Annotated in this window: 13 protein-coding genes; 10 read left to right on the top strand and 3 right to left on the bottom strand. The window is 69.6% G+C overall.

Going from position 1 to position 19,789, the window contains the following annotated elements; translation table 11 throughout:
- Positions 1–59 precede the first annotated feature (59 nt).
- Complete coding sequence (locus tag ABZX11_RS04355; protein WP_354909756.1) at positions 60–9,290, top strand: LamG-like jellyroll fold domain-containing protein; 9,231 nt, start codon at positions 60–62, stop codon at positions 9,288–9,290.
- 7 nt (positions 9,291–9,297) lie between these two features.
- Positions 9,298–9,690: a hypothetical protein gene (locus ABZX11_RS04360; RefSeq protein ID WP_354909759.1), complete on the top strand. Its 393-nt coding sequence runs from the start codon at positions 9,298–9,300 to the stop codon at positions 9,688–9,690.
- Between the two features lie 48 nt (positions 9,691–9,738).
- On the opposite strand, the gene ABZX11_RS04365 is transcribed toward ABZX11_RS04360, so the two are convergent.
- Positions 9,739–10,398 (bottom strand): peptidylprolyl isomerase, encoded by a 660-nt coding sequence (locus ABZX11_RS04365; protein WP_354909761.1) that lies wholly within the window; start codon positions 10,396–10,398, stop codon positions 9,739–9,741.
- Between the two features lie 25 nt (positions 10,399–10,423).
- Positions 10,424–10,681 (bottom strand): DUF2631 domain-containing protein, encoded by a 258-nt coding sequence (locus tag ABZX11_RS04370; RefSeq protein WP_176172087.1) that lies wholly within the window; start codon positions 10,679–10,681, stop codon positions 10,424–10,426.
- 94 nt (positions 10,682–10,775) lie between these two features.
- Here ABZX11_RS04370 and dxr point away from each other — a divergent pair, with 94 nt between their 5' ends.
- The 3 genes from dxr to ispG all read left to right on the top strand — a co-directional run bounded on the left by dxr (position 10,776) and on the right by ispG (position 14,480).
- Positions 10,776–11,978: a 1-deoxy-D-xylulose-5-phosphate reductoisomerase gene (dxr, locus tag ABZX11_RS04375; RefSeq protein ID WP_176172086.1), complete on the top strand. Its 1,203-nt coding sequence runs from the start codon at positions 10,776–10,778 to the stop codon at positions 11,976–11,978.
- Positions 11,979–11,981: 3 nt separating this feature from the next.
- Positions 11,982–13,214 (top strand): site-2 protease family protein, encoded by a 1,233-nt coding sequence (locus tag ABZX11_RS04380; RefSeq protein WP_354909764.1) that lies wholly within the window; start codon positions 11,982–11,984, stop codon positions 13,212–13,214.
- Between the two features lie 114 nt (positions 13,215–13,328).
- The gene (gene ispG, locus ABZX11_RS04385; protein WP_176172084.1) at positions 13,329–14,480 is read left to right on the top strand and encodes a flavodoxin-dependent (E)-4-hydroxy-3-methylbut-2-enyl-diphosphate synthase; all 1,152 of its coding nucleotides are present in this window, start codon (positions 13,329–13,331) and stop codon (positions 14,478–14,480) included.
- A 55-nt stretch (positions 14,481–14,535) separates the two neighbouring features.
- Here ispG and ABZX11_RS04390 read toward each other — a convergent pair whose 3' ends face one another.
- A complete protein-coding gene (locus tag ABZX11_RS04390; protein WP_003057586.1) occupies positions 14,536–14,790 on the bottom strand; it encodes a hypothetical protein in 255 nt (84 codons plus the stop codon).
- Positions 14,791–14,872: 82 nt separating this feature from the next.
- Between ABZX11_RS04390 and ABZX11_RS04395 the strand changes: the two genes are divergently transcribed.
- The 5 genes from ABZX11_RS04395 (at position 14,873) to map (ending at position 19,788) form a co-directional block, all read left to right on the top strand.
- Positions 14,873–15,667, top strand: a complete 795-nt coding sequence (locus ABZX11_RS04395; protein ID WP_354909766.1) for an AraC family transcriptional regulator — start codon at positions 14,873–14,875, stop codon at positions 15,665–15,667.
- A gap of 4 nt (positions 15,668–15,671) precedes the next feature.
- Complete coding sequence (locus ABZX11_RS04400; RefSeq protein ID WP_354909768.1) at positions 15,672–16,061, top strand: VOC family protein; 390 nt, start codon at positions 15,672–15,674, stop codon at positions 16,059–16,061.
- 139 nt (positions 16,062–16,200) lie between these two features.
- Entirely contained in the window at positions 16,201–17,055 is an 855-nt protein-coding gene (locus ABZX11_RS04405) for a GNAT family N-acetyltransferase (protein ID WP_354909771.1), read from the top strand.
- Positions 17,056–17,116: 61 nt separating this feature from the next.
- Positions 17,117–18,907, top strand: a complete 1,791-nt coding sequence (locus ABZX11_RS04410; RefSeq protein WP_354909773.1) for a penicillin-binding transpeptidase domain-containing protein — start codon at positions 17,117–17,119, stop codon at positions 18,905–18,907.
- A 23-nt stretch (positions 18,908–18,930) separates the two neighbouring features.
- On the top strand, positions 18,931–19,788 hold the full coding sequence (gene map, locus ABZX11_RS04415; protein WP_176172080.1) for a type I methionyl aminopeptidase: 858 nt from the start codon (positions 18,931–18,933) through the stop codon (positions 19,786–19,788).
- Position 19,789 lies beyond the last annotated feature (1 nt).

A 19,789-nucleotide genomic window follows, 5' to 3' on the forward strand; every position in this document is an offset into this window, starting at 1 on the left:
CGTCGATGTCTGTCCGCTCGCGTTCCGTCCGTCGTCCCCGCGCCGGACGAGCTCTGCTCGTGTTGCTCGTCCTCGCGCTCTTCGCCGGTGTCGCCGGCCCCGCGGGTCGCTTCGACGCGCCCGGCTCACTCGATGACGTCGAGCGGCTCGAAGCCGCGATGGCGCTGGCGCCCAAGCAGAAACCGGGTTCGGCAGAGGGTCACCAGGACAGCCCGGCGGGACCGGGGAACGTCGCCGGACCGCGTTCCCTGCAGTCGAAGTACCCGCCGATCACTGCTACCGGGCAGCCGGCGAGTGCTTCGGTGCGAGCGGCCACCGGTCCGACCAACCGCACCGGGTTCGACGCCTCGACCAGCAAGGAGCTCCCGCAGCAGCGCACCGCGAAGGAGCGCACGTTCGTCAACACGGACGGAACGCTCACCACCCAGTTCAACGCCGAGGATGTCAACTACCGCACCGCGGACGGCGCCTTCCAGCCGATCGACACCACCCTGGTGCCGCGTGCCGGCGGTGGCTGGCGCAACGCCGCCGATGCCGTCGGCCTGGAATTCGCCGCCGGCGGCACGGGAGCGCCGCTGGTCGAGGTCCGGCTCGACGCCGATCACGCTTTCGGTTATGCCGTCGACCAGTCCGCACCGTCCGCAGGAGTCGTCTCACGTGCCACACTGACCTACCCGGCGGTGCGGCCCGACTCGGACCTCCGGATGGAGGTCGTTCCGGGTGGTGTCAAGGAAACGATCGTGCTCCGGACGCCGGACGCTCCTCGATCCTGGCTGTTCCCGTTGCACCTTCGCGGCCTTCGCCCGGCCGTCGTCGAAGGCCGGGTCGCCCTCTTCGACCGGGACGGCCGGGAACGCGCCCACATCCCGGCCGGGTTCATGACCGACGCTTCCCGCGATTCCCTCACCGGCGAATCCGCGATGTCGACGGGCGTGACCTACCGGATCATCGAACTCCAGAGCGGCCCCGCCCTCCAGGTCGACCTGGACCCGAAGTGGCTGACCGATCCTGCCCGCAAGTTCCCCGTCGAAGTGGATCCCAGCGTCGACACGTCGTCGGCCAACGCGAGCATGGTGGTCCAGGACGGCAGCCGGTTCGACGGTGGTTCCGAACTCAAGGCCGGTACGACCGGCTCCATCAAGGCCGCGAGTTACCTGGCGTTCGACGGTGTCCAGGATCGGTTGCGCAACCACAAGATCTTCGGCGCGTACCTCAACCTGGCCAACTCGTGGTCGTGGTCGTGCCAGCCCCGCCCGCTCACCGTCCACGCGGTGACCTCGCCGTGGGGCTCGAACGGCGGCTACCCCGGTCCCGGGTTCGGCCCCGCGCTCACGGACGCCTCGTTCGCCCACGGGTACATCGGCCGTGGCCAGACGCGGTCGAGCTGCCCCGCCGCATACGAGCTGATGAACCTCGGGGACGCCGGTCGTGACCTGGTCCAGCGCTGGGCCACGGGTGCTCAGGCGAACTACGGACTCACCATCCGCGGTTCGGAAACCGATGCCTACGGCTGGAAGAAGTTCGCCGGCCACCGGACCGCCAACCCGCCCCAGCTGTACGTGACCCACTCGATCTACGACGCCGAATACCGGATCGAGTCGGCGACCGTGGACCCGCCCGTGACGCGTTCGCAGAACGGGAAGATCAAGATCACGGTGGCCAACCGCGGCGTCGAGACGTGGACGCCGTCGACCTACGCGCTGGGGTACCGTGCCTTCCGGACCTCCGGCGCAGCCGTTGCCTCGACCGAGGCGGCGTCGTTGCCCGGAGACGTCCCTCGCGGCGCCTCGGTGACGCTCGAGGCGACCATCAAGGCGATCGAGCCGGGTGACTACCTCTTCGACTTCAGCATGCTCCGCCGCGGTGGGGCCTGGTTCACGGACGAGCAGATAGCGCCGATCAGGCTGGCACTGCGGGTCGTCGACGTCCCGCCGGTCGTGAAGGCACAGTACCCGCCGAACGGTTATTCCGCGCCGACGCTCACACCCCAGCTCTGGCTCGACGCCGTGGACGTCGACGCACCTCCCAGTGCCTCGCTCAAGTACCGCTTCGAGGTTTGCGAAAGGTACCAGCAGAACTCCGACGGTACGCAGACCGGCGTCAACTGCACCAGTTCGGGTTACGTCGCGAAGCGCACTTGGACGGTGCCGGCAGGTGTGCTGCGCTGGAGCAAGGACTACCAGTGGCGGGCGTTCGCGTTCGACGGCACTTCCGAGAGCCAGAAGCTGCCGCCGAGTCACTTGCTGACCGCGGTGCCGCAGCCCGAGATCACGTCGCACCTGGCGAACGCCCCGTACAGCGGCACCCAAGCCGACTTCGATCCGCAGACCGGCAACTACCACTCGAGTGCCGTCGACGCGACCGCAACTGTCACCGGGCCGGAATTGTCCATCGCCCGCACCTACAACAGTCTCGATCCCCGGCGTGACCTGCTCTTCGGTTCCGGTTGGTCGACCCGGTACGACATGCGGGTCACGCCTGACGACGACGGCTCCGGCAACGTCGTCGTCACCATCGCCGACGGGCAGCAGATCCGCTTCGGGCGCAACGCGGACGGGTCGTTCGCCGCGCCGGAAGGACGGCCGGCCAACTTCCGGGCGGAAGTCGAGGCGGCCGGTGGTGGCTGGGTGCTGGTCGACCAGGAACAGACCGCCTACCGGTTCCGTCCCGACGGCCGGCTGATCGCGATCTACGACCAGGCCGGCCGCTACGTCGAGCTCGACTACGGCACGGTCGACCATCTGAAGCGGGTCATCAGCCGCACCAGCGACCGGATCTTCTACTTCACCTACAGCGGCAACCACGTCTCGACGGTCAGCACCGATCCGGTCGACGGCAAACAACTCACCTGGCGCTACAGCTACGACGGCGACAAGCTGACCCAGGTGTGCGACCCGTACGGGGGGTGCACCCGCTACGACCAGGTGGCGGGCTCGCACTACCGGAGCACGGTGACGGACGCTCGGCCTGCGTCGTACTGGCGCCTCGGCGAGCCCACCGGAACCACCGCGGGAAGCCAGGTCACCACGAACCTCGGCAAGGACAAGGCGACACTCCAGGATGTCGCACTGGGCGTGCCCGGAGCGCTCGCCGAGTCGGCCGATACCGCTGCCACGTTCAACGGAACCTCGTCGACGATGGTGTTGCCGGACGGCACCTTGCGCAAGAACCGCGACTTGTCCGTCGAACTGTGGTTCAAGACCGCACAAGGCGGTCCGCTGGCCGGCTACCAGAAGTCGGCGCTGGGAACCACGTCGGCCACCGGGGTCCCGTTGCTCTACGTGGGCACCGACGGCAAACTGCGCGGGCAGTTCTGGACCGGCACCGTCGCTCCCATCACCAGCGCCGGTGCCGTCACCGACGACCAGTGGCACCACGTGGTGCTCTCCGGGTCCTTGGCGACGCAGACGCTCTTCCTCGACGGACAGAAGATCGGCAGCGTCAACGGCGACATCATTCAGGACGACCTGCTGTACAACCAGATTGGCGCGGCCTACGCGAGTGACCCGGCGGGATGGCCTGCATGGGGGAGTTCGCCCCGGCGGTTCTTCTCGGGTCAGATCGACGAAGTCGCCTTCTACGAATACGCGCTCGGGCAGACCGCGGCGCAGGCGCACTTCCGGGCCAAAGCGGCCGCCGACTACGTCTCGAAGATCACCCTGCCGAGCGGGCGGACCGCCGCCCAGCTCCAGTACGACAAGGCCGCCGATCGCCTGAGCGAGTACACGGACCGCCACGGCGGCCGCTGGAAGATCGTGTCGCCGATCGTCACGGGAACCGCCACGAACGTCGTGCGCACGGTCCAGGTCACGGATCCGGGCAACCGTCTGCACTTCTACGACTACGACCCCGTTCGCGGCCGGATCCTCCGCTACGTCGCGCCGCTCGGTCTCGGAATCCGGCCCGAGGACCGGCGTGACGGTGTCGGCAACCCGGCGCCGCCGCCCGTGCCGGGTTGCCCGACCGACATCCCGTCGGGCTACTGCGGCGGGCCGGTCGGGGGCAGCACCTGGGTCGGCGGTCCGGTCATGGGACTCGGCGTCCGGACCTACGACTACGACGAGAAGGGTTTCCAGACCACGATCGGGGACGAGCTGGGCAACCAGGTCGTGCTGACCCACGACGAGCAGGGGAACATCGTTTCGCGGAGGAGTTGCCGGATCGCTCCCGGGAACTGCCAGACGAGCTACTACACCTACTACGTCAACACCGACGACTTCACCGATCCGCGCAACAACAAGGTGCTCTCGGCGCGGGACGCGCGATCGGTGAGTGCCGAGGACTCGACCTACGCCACCACGTACACCTACACGGGTGGCACCGTCGCCGGGCTCCTGGAGTCGCAGACGACCCCCGACGGCGGTGTCGTCCGGCACGTCTACACGGACGGAACGGAGGCGGCCGTCGGTGGCGGCAATGCGCCTCGCGGGCTGATCGAGCAGACCACGGATCCCCGTGGTGGCGTGATCACGTATTCCTATTACCGCAACGGTGATCTGGCGAAGATCGTCAACGCCGCGGGACTCACGACCAAGTTCACCTACGACGTCCTGGGCCGCAAGAAAACCGAGACCCAGATCAGCGAGGCGAACCCCGGCGGGCTGACCACGACGTACGCTTACGATTCGCTGTCCCGCCAGGTCTCCATCACCAGTCCCGGGTCGGTCAATCCCGTCACCGGGGTCACGCACACGGCGCAGCAGGCCACGGAGTACGACGCCGACGGTAGCGTGACTCGCGTCGAGGAACGGGATCTGACCGGCGGAGATCCCAGCCGCGTCACCACGACCGAGTACGACGGAGCGGGCCGGCCGAGCCGGGTGACGGATCCGGAGGGCGCAAGCCGGTTCGTCGGCTACGACACTTTCGGCAACCAGACCTGGCTCGTCGATCCCGACGGCAACAAGTACGAATACGCCTATACCGCGCGCAACGCCATCGCCGAAGTGCGGCTGCGCTCGTGGCATGGCCAAGCGACCGACCCCGGTGATGACGGGGGTGACGGACAGGGCGACGGGGTTCTCAAGGACTCGCTGGTCCTGCAGTCCTACGCGTACGACTTCTCCGGACGACTCATCCGGCAGACCGACGCGATGGGGCGGACGACCCGCTACCAGTACTACACCGACGACCGGCTGTGGAAGACCATCGCCGCCGACGTGGCCGACCCGGACAACCCCGCGGCCGCGAAGCGCAACATCACCTTGAGCGAGCTGTCCTACGACGCAGCCGGCAACGTCGTGAAGAAGACCGAGCCGGGTGGACGGATCACCACCTACGAGTACGACCCCACCGGGCGCCGGATCGCCCAGACCTCCGACCCCGCCGGGCTCGCCAATCGGAGCGAGTTCGCCTACTCACCGGCGGGTGACCTGACGAAGATCACCCATACCGGCCTGAGCTCCAACAGCTCGCGCATCGACACCGGACGGGTCGAGACGACCGAGTACGGCTATGACGTCGCCGGGCGGAAGGTCAGCGACACCGTCCACAACCGGCAAGCCGAGAAGTTCACCACGTCGCGGACGTTCGACCAGCGCGGTCTCGTCACTTCCGTCACCGACGCCCGCGGGAACCTGCCCGGTGCGGACCCGGCGCCGTTCACGACGACGTACGGCTACGACAAGCTGGGCCTGCGGACGTCGGTGACCGGAGCGGCCGTCTCGGCGGAGTCGAACGGCGAGGCTCCCACGCAGGTGCGCCCGCAGGCGGTCACCGGCTACGACACCTTCGGACAGCCGACGGACGTGCGAGATCCGGCCGGGCGGGTGAGCACCACCCGCTACGACCGGGCCGGGCGGGTCGTGGAGTCCGCGTCGCCCGAATACCGGAAGCCTGGCGACGACCAAGGCGCGAAGGCGGTGACCCGCACCGCGTATGACCCCGCGGGGAACGTCAAGGCGGTGACCGGGCCACTGGGTGCCGTCACGCGCTACCGGTACGACCAGCTCGGGAGGCTGGTCGAAAAGATCGACCCGAAGGCCGACGCGGGTGATCAGCCGGGCGGAGTCTGGCAGTATTCCTACACCGTCGCGGGCGACCGGCTGTCGGTCACGGATCCGACCGGCTCCCGCACCGAAACCACGTATGACGACCTTGCCCGGCCGATCACCCGAACCCAGCTCGAACGTCGTCCGGACCCGGCTGCCTACACGACGAAGCTGCGCTACGACGACGCCGGCAACCTGAAGACGGCGACTTCGCCCACCGGTGAGGTCGAGCAGTACTCGTACGACGTGATCGGGCAGCTGACCAGCAGGACCGATCCCGCCGGTGTCGTGACGCAGTCCGGCTACGACCTCGCCGGTAACCAGGTCCGGACCACCGACGGCCGTGGGCACACCGTCTTCCGGAGCATCGACCCGGCCGGGCGGAACACCGCGGTCTACGACCTGGACGCGACGGAGCACATCCTGCGCAAGACCTCGTCGGCCTACGACGCCGTGGGGAACTTGCTCTCGACCACCGACCCGGACAACCGGACGACCCGGTACGACTACGACAACGCATCGAGACTGGTCAAGCAGCAGGAACCGGTTTCGGCGACCGAGACGATCACGAGCACCTACGGCTACGACGTCGCCGGGCAGCGCACCCGTGTCACCGACGGCCGCGGTAACTCGACCATCCGCACCTACAATTCGCTGGCCCTGCCCGAGTCGGTGATCGAGCCTTCGACCAGCGCTGACCCGACGCCGGGCGAGCGCACCTGGACAACCGGCTACGACCTCACCGGGGCACCGGTCTCGCTGCTCGCGCCAGGAGGTGTGACCCGGCAGCGAACGTTCGACGCCCTGGGCAGGCTGTCCGAGGAGAGCGGCGCCGGCGCCGCCGAGCCGACGGTGTCCCATCGGCGAAGTTACGACCTGGCCGGTCGGCTGCGGACCGTGGACACGCCCGGTGGCGACCGTGTCTTCACGTACAACGACCGTGGTGCGCTGTTGACGACTGCGGGGCCGGTTGGTGGCACGTCGACGTACGGCTACGACGAAGCCGGTCGCTTGCGTCAGCGCACCGACGCCGCCGGGACGTCATCCTTCACCTACGACCGCGGCCGGCTCGCCACCCAGACCGATGGCATCACCGGAGTCACCCAGACCGTCGGTTACGACACGGCGGGTTCGCCGGCGGAGATCACGTACGGCAATCGCAAGCGGGTGGTGACCTACGACGACTTCGGTCGTCCGAAGTCCGACACGGTCAAGGCCGGAGACGGCAGCGTGCTCGCTTCCACCGGTTACGGGTACGACCTGAACGATCGGCTGAAGTCGAAGGACACGACCGGGCCGGGCGGTCCGCAGGCGAATGCGTACGAGTACGACTTCGCGGGCCGGCTGACTTCGTGGACCGCCAACGGGGCGAAGACCGAGTACGCCTGGGACGGTGCCGGGAACCGGACGAAAGCCGGTGGCACGGTATCGACGTTCGACGAGCGCAACCGTCAACTGACGGAAGGTGCGGCAACCTTCGCCTGGGAACCGCGCGGGACACTCGCCTCGAGGACGGACTCGAGCGGCACGATCGCTTCGACCTTCGACGCCTTCGACCGTCAGGTGACCCGTGGCCAAAGCATCTACGCCTACGACGGCCTCGACCGCACGGTCAGCCGGAACGGGCAGAACTTCGAGTACGACGGTGCCGGCCACGACCTCGTGACCGACGGTGTGGCTTCCTACGTCCGCGGTGCCGGCGGCGGTCTGCTGGCCCAGCGGACTTCGTCGGGCGCATCGCAGCTCACGTTGACGGACGTGCATGCCGACGTGGTGGGCGGTCTCGATCCGGCTCCTTCGGGCGGGCTGACCGGTTCGACGGCGTTCGGCCCCTTCGGGGAACGCACCGCGTCCACGGGTGTGAACGGCTCGCTCGGTTTCCAGTCGGACTACACCGATCCGGCGACCGGGGCGGTCGACATGGGCGCCCGCTGGTACACGCCGGGGACGGGCACGTTCACGGCCCGCGACGACATCGAGCTGCCGAGCAGTCCGTCGATCGCGGGCAACCGCTACACGTACGGGAACGGAACCCCGGTCAACACCGTCGACCTCGACGGCCATCTGCCCTGGTATTGCTATGGCGGCCTGATCACCTGGGGCCTCTGCAAGTGGGCCGAAGCCCATCCGGTCAGACGCCCCGACTCCGGCCCGGAGCTCCAGCTCGCGCCACCCAACCAGGGGTATGACCCGTTCAAGGCGTGGGACCTGGTGGGTGACGGCTGGGGCAACGGCACGAGCCCGAACCCGGGAACCGGGCCCGGGCGTGGCGGTAACCGGCCCGGCAAGGGGACCGGCACCGGCCACGGCGGCGGTCACGGCGGTCCGCCGGCGATCGACTACCGCGCGGCGGGCCAGGCAGCGGTCAAGCACAACCCGCTGCCGATCCCGAAGGCGGCGACGCAGCCGGTCTACGGCAACAGCGGCGGGATCAAACCGCCGGTGTCGTCGTCACCGAACCTGCCGGCTTCGGGCGTCGCGGAGACAGTGGTCGGAGACCCGAACACGCAGAAGATCACTCAGGCGGTAACCGGGCAAAACCCGGTGGTGCGGACGGTGGGGCAGACACCGGTCTCGGAGCTGGCACCGTCCGGTCCGGCACAGGCGCCGGGCTTCGAGGAGCAGGTGACCGGGCTGATGAACCTCATCCCGTTCAGCGGCCTCAGCGTGGCGTGGCGCCTGGTCACAGCGGACAGTTGGGCGGACGCGGGTCACCAGCTGCTCGACCTGATCGGGTACATCCCGCTCGCGGGCGAGGCGGCGGACGGCGTCAACGCGCTTTGGTACCTGGGCGAGGGCGACGACCTGAACGCAGGACTGTCCGCAGCGGCGATGATTCCCATCGCCGGCTGGGCCGCGGCGGCGGCCAAGACAGCCAAACAGGGAGCGAAGTCGCTTGAGCGGGTGACTGCGGGGGCTGAGCGGCAACTTGCTCACGCGACCTCACCTCTGACGATCGGCTCGCCGGAATCTCTTTTCAGAAATATTGATGACGACGTCGTCTTTCATTACACGGATGAGAGAGGACTCCGGGGAATCCTTGATTCAGGCGCGATCCGAGCGGACTCGAAGGGGCGGGTATACGTAACGCAGGAGATGTTGTCGACTAATGCGACCTTGAATTCCCTCTTTGCCGGCAACCCTGCTTACGTGGGGAAGGGTGGCTCCATGCTTGCCATCAAGGTCCCGCCTGGCGTCTCGCTGCGTCCTGGGGAGCAGGTCAACGAGCTCATCCATCAAGGCTCCTGGAGGTTTTCCGAATCCGACATCGTGTATGCTGGGGTAAACCCATTCGGATAGGTGTGAGATGAATGTAGATTTTTCCGTTGACGAGACAAGAATCCTGATTGCTGCAATCGTGCGTGCCAAGTTCGACAATCCCAGCGCCTTCGAGCCTTACTTCGGAAGTCCAATTCTGGCGGAAGCCTGCAAGCGTCTCGCGGCCAGTCTGGTGGCAGCTTACGAAGAAGATGGCGATTCTGGCAGTGTTGCCGCATGGAGAAAATGGGGAAGGTGGTCTGGGCGTAATTATGAAAGGGAGGTGATTGTTACGTACGCAGTCGAGCTTCCGGTGTGGTCGGAGTGGAGTCGGGAGGAGAAGTTCGAGGCGTTGGAATCTTTCTGCTCGCCATTTGAGCCAAGCTCGTCGGAGGTTTTTGAGATGATTGACCTGATTGACGAGACTCGGTCGAATTCGTAGTCGGCGAAGATCGGATCGCTTGCCGGCTCAGTGCGGAATCGCTCGAAGTCACCAGCCGACCGTGGCTCGCTGGATCTTCACCGGCTTGGCCGGAGCACCATCCAGCGGCCCATCCGGATCGGTCGGGATGATCCCGTCCGCCACCATCCGGTCAATGGCCGACATCCCCCGAACCACCCGCCCCATCACCGAGTAATTGGCCGGGATGTTCGCGAACGAGTGCACGATGAAGAACTCCGACCCGTTCGTCCCCGGTCCCTGGTTCCCCATCGCGATCGTCCCGCGCGGGTACGTCTCGGCGCCCGAGACCTCGTCCGGGAACTTGTACCCCGGCCCGCCCTTCTCCACCTCGTAGATGTCCCCGCACTGGAGCACGCCGAGCCGAGCCGAGTTGGAAAGCCTCCAGCACTGCGACCGGTCGTAGAACCGCTGCAGCACCAGCGACACCATGTTGTGCACCGCGCAGGGCGCCGCCCCGCCGCGATCCAGGCGCACCGTCACCGGCCCGTAGTTGAACCGGAACGTCACGTCCACCGTCCCGCGCGTCAAAGCCACAGGCAAAGGACGCACCACCGGACGGGCCGCCGGGTTGTCCGGGGTGGGCGTGAACTCGCACCGGACCAACGGCACCGAAGCGGATGCCGGCGCAGGAGCCGCCACCAGGGCACCCAGCACGGACAGAACGGCAAGTCCCCAGCGCAGCTTCATGCCGGGGACGTTAGCGAAAAACCGACTACTTGCGCCAGGCCGTGCGCTGCTTGCGGATGTCCAGCACCAGCAGCAGCACGAGGAACAGCGACAGGCCCACCAGCCACACGTTCTCGGTGTTGTTCTCGTGGTTGCCCTTGATCATCACCAGCAGGATGATCGCGCTGACCCAGCCGGCGATGCGGGTGGCCTTCGGGAACGAGCCGTGCCAGCCCCAGGCCGCGGACGGCTCGTCGCGCGGGTCGACCTCGGGCCGCCTCTTCTCGACCGCCTTGCCTGCCACGATGAACTCCTCAAACCCCGTGAACCTCGGACCCGCCGATGATCCCACACCTCCGGGTGCGCCGCGGAGACGGCCCGCGCGACAATGACCGGCGATGACTACCTCGCGAAGCGTTCTCGTGCTCGGCTCGACCGGGTCCATCGGCGTGCAGGCCCTCGACGTCGCCGCGCGCAACCCGCACCTGTTCCGGGTCGCCGGGATCGCCGCCGGTGGGGCCGATCCGGCCGCTCTGGCCGCGCAGGCGATCGCCCACGGTGTCGAAGCCGTCGCCGTGACCAGGGCCACCGCCGCCGAGGATGTCCAGCTGGCGCTGTACGCCGAGGCGCAGAAGCGCGGGTACGCGCAGGGCGACTTCAAGCTCCCGAGGCTGTTCGCCGGCTCCGACGCCGTCACCGAGCTGATCGACGCCGTCGCCGTCGACACCGTCCTCAACGCGCTCCCGGGCTCCCGCGGGCTCGAGCCGACGCTCAAGGCGCTCGCCACCGGCGCCACCCTCGCCCTGGCCAACAAGGAGTCGCTCATCGCCGGGGGGCCGCTGGTGCTCGCCGCCGCCAAGCCCGGGCAGCTCGTGCCCGTCGACTCCGAGCACTCCGCCATCGCGCAGGCGCTGCGGGCCGGGCACCGCAGCGAGGTCGCCCGGCTCGTCCTCACCGCCTCCGGCGGCCCGTTCCGCGGCCGCAAGCGCGCCGACCTGGCCGGCGTCACCGTCGAGCAGGCGATGGCGCACCCGACCTGGTCCATGGGCCCGCTCATCACGATCAACTCCGCCACCCTGGTCAACAAGGGCCTGGAGCTGATCGAGGCGGCCCTGCTGTTCGACATCGAGCCGGAGAAGATCGACGTCACCGTGCACCCGCAGTCGATCGTGCACTCGATGGTGACCTTCGCCGACGGCTCGACGATCGCCCAGGCCAGCCCGCCCGACATGCGGCTGCCGATCGCGCTCGCGCTGCACTGGCCCGACCGGGTGCCCGGCGCCGCCGCCGCGTGCACCTGGGACACCGCCGCGACCTGGACGTTCGAGCCGCTGGACAACGAGGCGTTCCCCGCCGTGGAGCTGGCCCGCCACTGCGGCGGCGTGGGGGGTTGCCTGCCCGCGGTGTACAACGCCGCGAACGAGACGCTCGTCGCGGCCTTCCTCGCGCAGAACACCGGCTTCACGTCGATAGTGGACACTGTTTCCGAGGTGGTGGGAGCCGCCGACGAATGGCGTCGCGAACCACGCGACGTGGAGGACGTACTCGCGGCCGAGCGCTGGGCTCGTGCGCGGGCCGGTTCGATCATCGAGGGGAAGTAGCGGGTGCTCGCCTACATCATCGGTGTGGTGCTCTTCGCGCTGGGCATCTGTGTCTCGGTCGCGCTGCACGAAGCCGGCCACATGGTCACCGCCAAGGCCTTCGGCATGAAGGTCCGCCGGTACTTCGTCGGCTTCGGGCCGACGGTGTTCTCGTGGCGCCGCGGCGAGACCGAATACGGACTGAAGTGGATCCCGCTCGGCGGGTTCTGCGACATCGCCGGCATGACCGCGCTCGACGAGGTGACGCCGGACGAGGCGCCGCGCGCGATGTGGCGGTTCAAGACCTGGAAGCGCACCGTCGTGATGTCGGCCGGGTCGATCACCCACTTCATCCTCGGCTTCGTGGTCCTCTACCTGATGGCCGTGACCATGGGCCTGCCCAGCCTGGCGGCCGCCGCGCCGACCCAGCCCGTGCTGGCCTCGACCTCCTGCGCCGTCCCGACGACGTCGAAGGAGCAGGCCGAGGCCCAGGCCAAGAACCCGACCTGCCCGGCGGGGGCGCCCACCCCGGCGAAGTCGGCCGGGCTGCTGCCCGGTGACAAGGTGCTCACCGTCGGCGGGAAGCCGGTCGCGACCTGGGAGGAGATGCTGACGGCCGTGCAGGCCACCAGCGGCCCGACGGTGTTCGAGGTGCAGCGCGGCGCCGAGCGGCTCCGGCTCACCGTCGACGTGCCGAAGGTGCAGCGCTGGAACGGCAAGGCCGTCAAGGAGGTCGGCATGATCGGCGCCACGCCCGAGGTGCCGGCGCTGACCACCCAGTACGGCCCGGTCGCCGCGATCGGCGCCACCTTCAGCTTCACCGGCACGATGTTCGCCGAGACGGCCCAGCGGCTCGTGCAGTTCCCCGAGCGCATCCCCGCCGTGGTCACCGCGATCTTCGGCGGCGAGCGCGACCCGAACACCCCGGTCAGCGTCGTCGGCGCGAGCCGGATCGGCGGCGAGGCCGTCGAGCAGGGCATCTGGGTGCTGTTCTTCTTCCTGCTGGCCAGCCTGAACTTCTTCATCGGCGTGTTCAACCTGCTGCCGCTGCTGCCGCTGGACGGCGGGCACATCGCGGTGGTCTGGTACGAGCGCGTCCGCGACTGGATCCGCGCCCGGCGCGGCAAGGCGGCCGCCGGTCCCGTCGACTACACGAAGCTGTCCGGCATCACGATGGTCCTGGTGCTCATCGGCGGCGCGGTGACCCTACTCACGGTGACCGCGGACATCGTCAACCCGATCCGGATCGGCCAATGAGTTCCACGGAGGGGTGGCGGCCCGCCGGCGGCCGCTCACCCCGGCCGTAATGCTGCTCACCGTGACGGTTGACATGGTGAAGGTGCCCCAGTAGGGGTGGGTACGCTGGAAGGCGTGACCGTCGCACTCGGTATGCCCGCCCTGCCCCCGCCCGTCCTGTCCGAGCGCCGCAAGACCCGCCAGCTCCAGGTGGGTACGGTCGGCGTGGGCAGCGACCACCCGATTTCCGTCCAGTCGATGACGACGACACTCACCTCGGACGTCAACGCGACCCTGCAGCAGATCGCCGAGCTGACCGCGGCGGGCTGCGACATCGTCCGCGTGGCCTGCCCGTCGGCCGACGACGCCGAGGCGCTGCCCGCGATCGCGAAGAAGTCGCAGATCCCGGTGATCGCCGACATCCACTTCCAGCCGAAGTACGTCTTCGCCGCGATCGAGGCCGGCTGCGCCGCGGTCCGCGTCAACCCGGGCAACATCCGGAAGTTCGACGACCAGGTCAAGGAGATCGCCCAGGCCGCGAAGGACCACGGCACGCCGATCCGGATCGGCGTCAACGCCGGCTCGCTCGACAAGCGGATCATGGACAAGTACGGCAAGGCCACCCCCGAAGCGCTCGCGGAGTCGGCGCTGTGGGAGGCGTCGCTGTTCGCCGAGCACGACTTCCACGACATCAAGATCTCGGTGAAGCACAACGACCCGGTGGTCATGGTGCGCGCCTACGAGTTGCTGGCCGAGCAGTGCGACTACCCGCTGCACCTCGGGGTCACCGAGGCCGGCCCGGCGTTCCAGGGCACGATCAAGTCGGCGGTGGCGTTCGGTGCGCTGCTGCGCCAGGGCATCGGCGACACGATCCGCGTGTCGCTGTCCGCGCCGCCGGTCGAAGAGGTCAAGGTCGGCATCCAGATCCTGCAGTCGCTGAACCTGCGGCCGCGGAAGCTGGAGATCGTGTCGTGCCCGTCGTGCGGGCGTGCGCAGGTGGACGTCTACACCCTCGCCGAGCAGGTCACCGCCGGGCTCGAGGGCATGGAGATCCCGCTGCGCGTGGCCGTCATGGGCTGCGTCGTCAACGGCCCGGGCGAGGCCCGCGAGGCCGACCTGGGTGTCGCTTCCGGCAACGGCAAGGGCCAGATCTTCGTCAAGGGCGAGGTCATCAAGACCGTGCCCGAGCACGCGATCGTCGAGACGCTCATCGAGGAGGCCATGCGCATCGCCGAAGAGGCGGGCGAATCCCTCGGCGAAGGTGCGCCGGTGGTCACGGCCGGCTGAATCCGTTCGCCGAAACCCTCCCCACCCGGCGGGTGAGGAGGGCTTCGGCGCGTCATCAGCCCTGTAGGTGGTGCTGGGCGGCGTCCCGGATCTGCAGGCGCACGTTCTCGAGCGCGGCCGCGACCTCGTCGATCTGCTGCGAAGCCAGCTGGATGGCGCCCTGGATCGCGGTCGCGGTGGACGTCTCCCCGAGCAGGCCGAGCACCTGGGCCTGGAGGTCTTCGAGGTCGCTCTTGGTGGCGAGCGCGATGCCGGTCGGCACCTGGTCGGCGAGCAGCTCCAGCTGCTGCGCCTGCTCCTGGATCGTCATCGGGTGGTTCCTTCCGCGGTGGGGACGCACGTCCGTGTTATCAGAACCGAAAACTGTCGGTGGTCACGATTACGCTGGTTTCGTGAGCGTGACCTGGGCCATCCACGAGCCGCACCCGGTGGTGCGGCCCCTGGTCACGCGCTATGTCGGGTACGCGCAGGACGAGGTCACGCTGGCCGTCCACCGCGGCCTGCCGTCCCGGCACGTGACGCTCGTCATCAGCCTCGCCGGGCCGGTGCGCATGGCCGGGCGGAGCCTGCAGGCGCTGGTCGGCGGCCTCCACACGAGCGCGGTCCTGATCCGGCAGGACCGCGTGCAGGAGGGCGTTCAGCTGGAGCTCGACCCGCTGGGCGTGCGGACGCTCTTCGGGGTCACGGCGGCGGAGCTGAGCGGCGAGGTGGCCGACCTCGCCGACTTCGGCCTCGGCCGGCTGCCGGACCGGCTGCGGGAGCTGTCCTGGCGCGAGCGGTTCGCGCTGCTGGACGAGGTCCTGGCCGCCCGGGCCGTCGAGCCGGTGGTGCCGCCGCCGGAGCTGGGGGAGGCGTGGCGCCGGCTGCGGGGTGCGGACGGGCGGGTGCGCGTCGCGGACCTGGCCGGTGAGGTCGGCTGGAGCCGTCGCCACCTGGGTGAGCGCTTCCGCGCGGAGCTGGGGCTGGCGCCGAAGCAGGCGGCGCGGGTGCTGCGGTTCGAGCGGGCCGGGCGCCTGCTGCGGCGCGGGCACACGGACCTGGCGGCGCTGGCCGCGGAGTGCGGGTTCTACGACCAGGCGCACCTGACCAACGAGTGGCGCGCGCTCGCGGGCTGCACGCCGGGCACGTGGATCGCCGAGGAGCTCCCGTTCCTCCAAGACCAGGAGGCGGAGGTGGGGCGAAGCTGACGGCATGACTCCCGAACCGAACGTCTGGCCCGCCCTCCGGTACGACGACGCCCCGGCCGCGATCCGCTTCCTCGTCGACGTCCTGGGCTTCACCGAGACGCTGGTGGTCCCCGATGGCGACCTGATCGCGCACGCCGAGCTGCGCCGGCCCGAGGGCGGCGCGGTGATGCTGGGCAGCGTCCGCCCGCCGGACGGCGTCCACGACGCGATGAAGCCCGGCGCGTCCGCGGTGTACGTCGTGTCGGACCAGGTGGACGAGGTCTATGCGCGGGCGAAGGCCGCGGGTGCGGAGATCACGGCCGAGCTGACGGACACCGACTACGGCTCGCACACGTTCAGCCTGCGCGATCCGGAAGGCAACGCCTGGACGATCGGCACCTACCGCGGCGCCTGAGCGACCCGGCCGCGGAGTGCCGCGAAAGGGGCATTCGCGACGTGCTCGGCCGTCCGAGGTGGCCGGCTCCGGTCGTTCATCTCAGCGTGTCGGAAGGCTTGCGTTCCGTTTAGCAGACGAATCTGGCACCCTGGAGCCCGTGTTGCGGCTTGCAGGTGCACGGCTGCTCGATGATCGGGACTATCCGGCGGTCCGTGCCGCTCTGGCCGCGGATCCCGTGGGCAGCTGCATGGTCAGCGCGCGGGTCGAGGCTGCGGGCCTCGACCCGTGGCGGCTCGGTGGTGAGCTCTGGGCCGCCGACAGCCGTCCGGTCCGGGCCGGACGGCTCCAAGGGCTGTGCTTCTCCGGGCCGAACCTCATCCCGCTGCGCGGCAACGCGCCCGCGTTGCGCTCCTTCGCCGACCGCGCGCTGCGGCGCCAGCGCACCTGCTCGTCGCTGGTCGGCCCGGCCGAGCAGGTCCTCGGCCTGTGGGACGAGCTCGAAGGGGAGTGGGGCCCGGCTCGCGAGGTCCGCGACGACCAGCCGCTGATGGCCCTGGACAGCACACCGCTCGTCGACGCCGATCGGCTGGTGCGGCCGGTCCGGCCGGACGAGCTCGAGCGGTACCTGCCCGCGGCCGTCTCGATGTTCATCGAGGAGGTCGGCGTCGACCCGCGCAGCGGTGACGGCGGCGCCAGCTACCGGGCCCGGGTCACCGAGCTGATCGGGGCCGGCCGCGCGTTCGCCCGCTTCGAGGACGGCGAAGTCGTCTTCAAGGCCGAGATCGGCGCCATGTCGGCCACCGTCGGGCAGATCCAGGGCGTCTGGGTGCACCCGGACCGCCGCGGCGACGGGCTCGGCACCGCCGGCACCGCCGCGGTCGTGAACCGGCTCGTCCGCGGACTGGGCCGCACGGCGAGCCTGTACGTCAACGCCTTCAACACCCCCGCCCTCGCCGCTTACCGCAAGATCGGGTTCCAGCAGGTCGGCCAGTACGCGACGGTGCTGTTCTAACCACTCTTCCGTGGCGGTGTTGCGAAGCCACCGCACCGCTGTGACCAGGCATCATCCGGCCATGAGTGCACGTCGACACCGTGCTCTCGCGGCGCTGCTGCTCGTCGCCGCGACCACGGCCGGGTGCTCGGGCGACGGTCCCGAGGACGCCCTCTCGGCCTTCCTGGACGCCGTCGCGTCCGGGGACGTCGCCACCGCGGCGGCGAACACCGATTCGCCCGACGCCGCGAAAACCGTGCTGAGCCAGGTCCGCGGCGTGCTCGACCCCGAGGCCCTCGAGGTCGACGACGAAGAGGTGAAGCAGCCGGACGGCGACGTCGTGACCGCCGGCTACCGGCTCACCTGGCACCTCCAGCACGGCCGCACCTGGTCCTACCGCGCCGACGCCCAGCTGCGGGCGGCCGAAACCGGCTGGCAGGTGCACTGGCAGCCGACGGTCGTGCACCCGCAGCTGGCCGTCGGCCAGACCCTCGGCCTGCTGCCGCAGCTGCCCGAGACGGCGCCGGTCCTCGACCGCGACGGGGTGGCGCTGATGCGCCCGCAGACCGTGATCGGGGTGGTCGTCGACCCGCAGAAGACGGGGGACGTGAGCGCCGTCGCGGGGACGCTGGCCAAGGCCCTGCACCGGTACGAGCCGTCGGTCACCGGCCGGTCCGTGCTGGACGGGATGAACAAGACCAAGCCCGGCGACGCCTACCCCGTGATCACCCTGCGCGCCGGGGACTACCAGCGGGTCAAGCCGGTGATCTACGACCTGCCCGGCGTCCGCTTCGCCAGCCAGGAGCGGCTGCTCCCGGTGACGCGCGGGTCCGGGCAGCAGGTCCTGCCGGGCATCCGCGCCCTGGTCGAGCAGCAGCTGGCCGGGGCGGCGGGCTGGCGGATCGTCACCCGCGACGTCACCGGCGGCGAGGCGGCCGAGCTCAAGGCCGAGCCGCCGCGGCCCGCGCCCGCCGTCACCAGCACGCTGAGCGCGAAGGTCCAAGCCGCCGCCGAGAAGGCCCTCGAAACCGAGCCGTACTCCGCCGCCCTGGTCGCGATCCAGCCCTCGAGCGGGGACATCCTCGCGGTCGCCCAGAACGACGCCGCCGACGAAGAGGGCTCGCTGGCGCTGTCCGGGCGCTACCCGCCGGGCTCGACGTTCAAGATCGTCACGGCCGCGGCCGCGCTGGCCACGGGTGACACCGAGGCGGACAGCCCGGTCGACTGCCCGGGCTCGACGACGATCGAAAACCGCGTCGTCCCGAACGAAGGCCGCTTCGACCTGGGCCGGGTGCCGCTGAAGACGGCGTTCGCGCGGTCCTGCAACACGACCTTCGCCCGGCTCGCCGCCGGCCTGCCGGGGTCGGCGCTCACCGACACCGCCCGCTCGTTCGGCCTCGGCGCCGACTTCGTCGTCCCGGGCCTGACCACGGTCACCGGGGACGTCCCGGCCAGCGACTCCGCCGTCCAGCGGGCGGAAAACGGCTTCGGCCAGGGCACGGTGCTGACCAGCCCGTTCGGGATGGCGCTGGTCGCGGCCACCGTGCAGGCCGGGAAGGTGCCGTCGCCGTCGATCGTCAAGGGCATGCCGGCGACGACGAAGAACGTCGGTGACCCGCCGTCGCAGGAGGTCCTCGACGCGCTGCGCGGGATGATGCGGGAGGTCGTCACCAGCGGCACCGCGACCGGGCTGCGGGACATCCCCGACGTCGCGGGCAAGACCGGCACCGCCCAGTTCGGCGACGGCTCCCGCTCGCACGGCTGGTTCGTCGGCTACCGCGGTGACCTGGCGTTCGCCGTCCTGCTGACCGACGCCGGGTCGTCCAAACCGGCGGTGCAGGCCGCGCACCGGTTCCTGGCGGGGATCGGCTGAGCGGACCGTCGTAAGGTGGAGGCATGTCCGTTCGTGCCCCGCTCGTTCCCGGCGTCCAGACGCCGCGCCGTGACGTCCCCAGTTCCATCGCCCGTCCCGAGTACGTGGACAAGCCGGCGCCGAAGCGGGACACCGGCAACGGCGTGCGCACGCCCGAGGTGATCGAGAAGATGCGGGTCGCCGGCCGCATCGCGGCGCAGGCACTGGAGGAAGGCGGCAAGGCCGTCAAGCCGGGCGCCACCACGGACGACATCGACAAGGTGGTGCACGAGTTCCTGCTCGACCACCACGCCTACCCCTCGACGCTGGGTTACCGCCGGTTCCCGAAGTCGTGCTGCACGTCGCTCAACGAGGTGATCTGCCACGGCATCCCGGACTCGACGGTGATCGAGGACGGTGACATCTGCAACATCGACGTCACCGCCTTCATCGGCGGCGTCCACGGCGACACGAACGCGACCTTCCTGGCCGGCGACGTCTCCGAGGAGGTCCGCCTGCTGGTGGAGCGCACCCGCGAGGCGACCATGCGGGCGATCAAGGCGGTCCGGCCGGGCCGTCAGCTCAACGTCATCGGCCGGGTGATCGAGTCCTACGCCAAGCGCTTCGGCTACGGCGTGGTCCGCGACTTCACCGGCCACGGCGTCGGCCCGGCGTTCCACACGCCGCCGACGGTCCTGCACTACGAAGAGCCCTCCGTCGACACGATCATCGAGGAGGGCATGACCTTCACGATCGAGCCGATGATCACCCTGGGCACCATCGACTACGACATCTGGTCCGACGACTGGACCGTCACCACGAAGGACAAGAAGTGGACGGCCCAGTTCGAGCACACCCTCGTGGTGACGGCCGACGGCAGCGAGATCCTCACGCTGCCCTGAG

The organism is Amycolatopsis sp. NPDC004169, assembly GCF_040610315.1.
In the GTDB taxonomy this organism is placed as follows: domain Bacteria; phylum Actinomycetota; class Actinomycetes; order Mycobacteriales; family Pseudonocardiaceae; genus Amycolatopsis.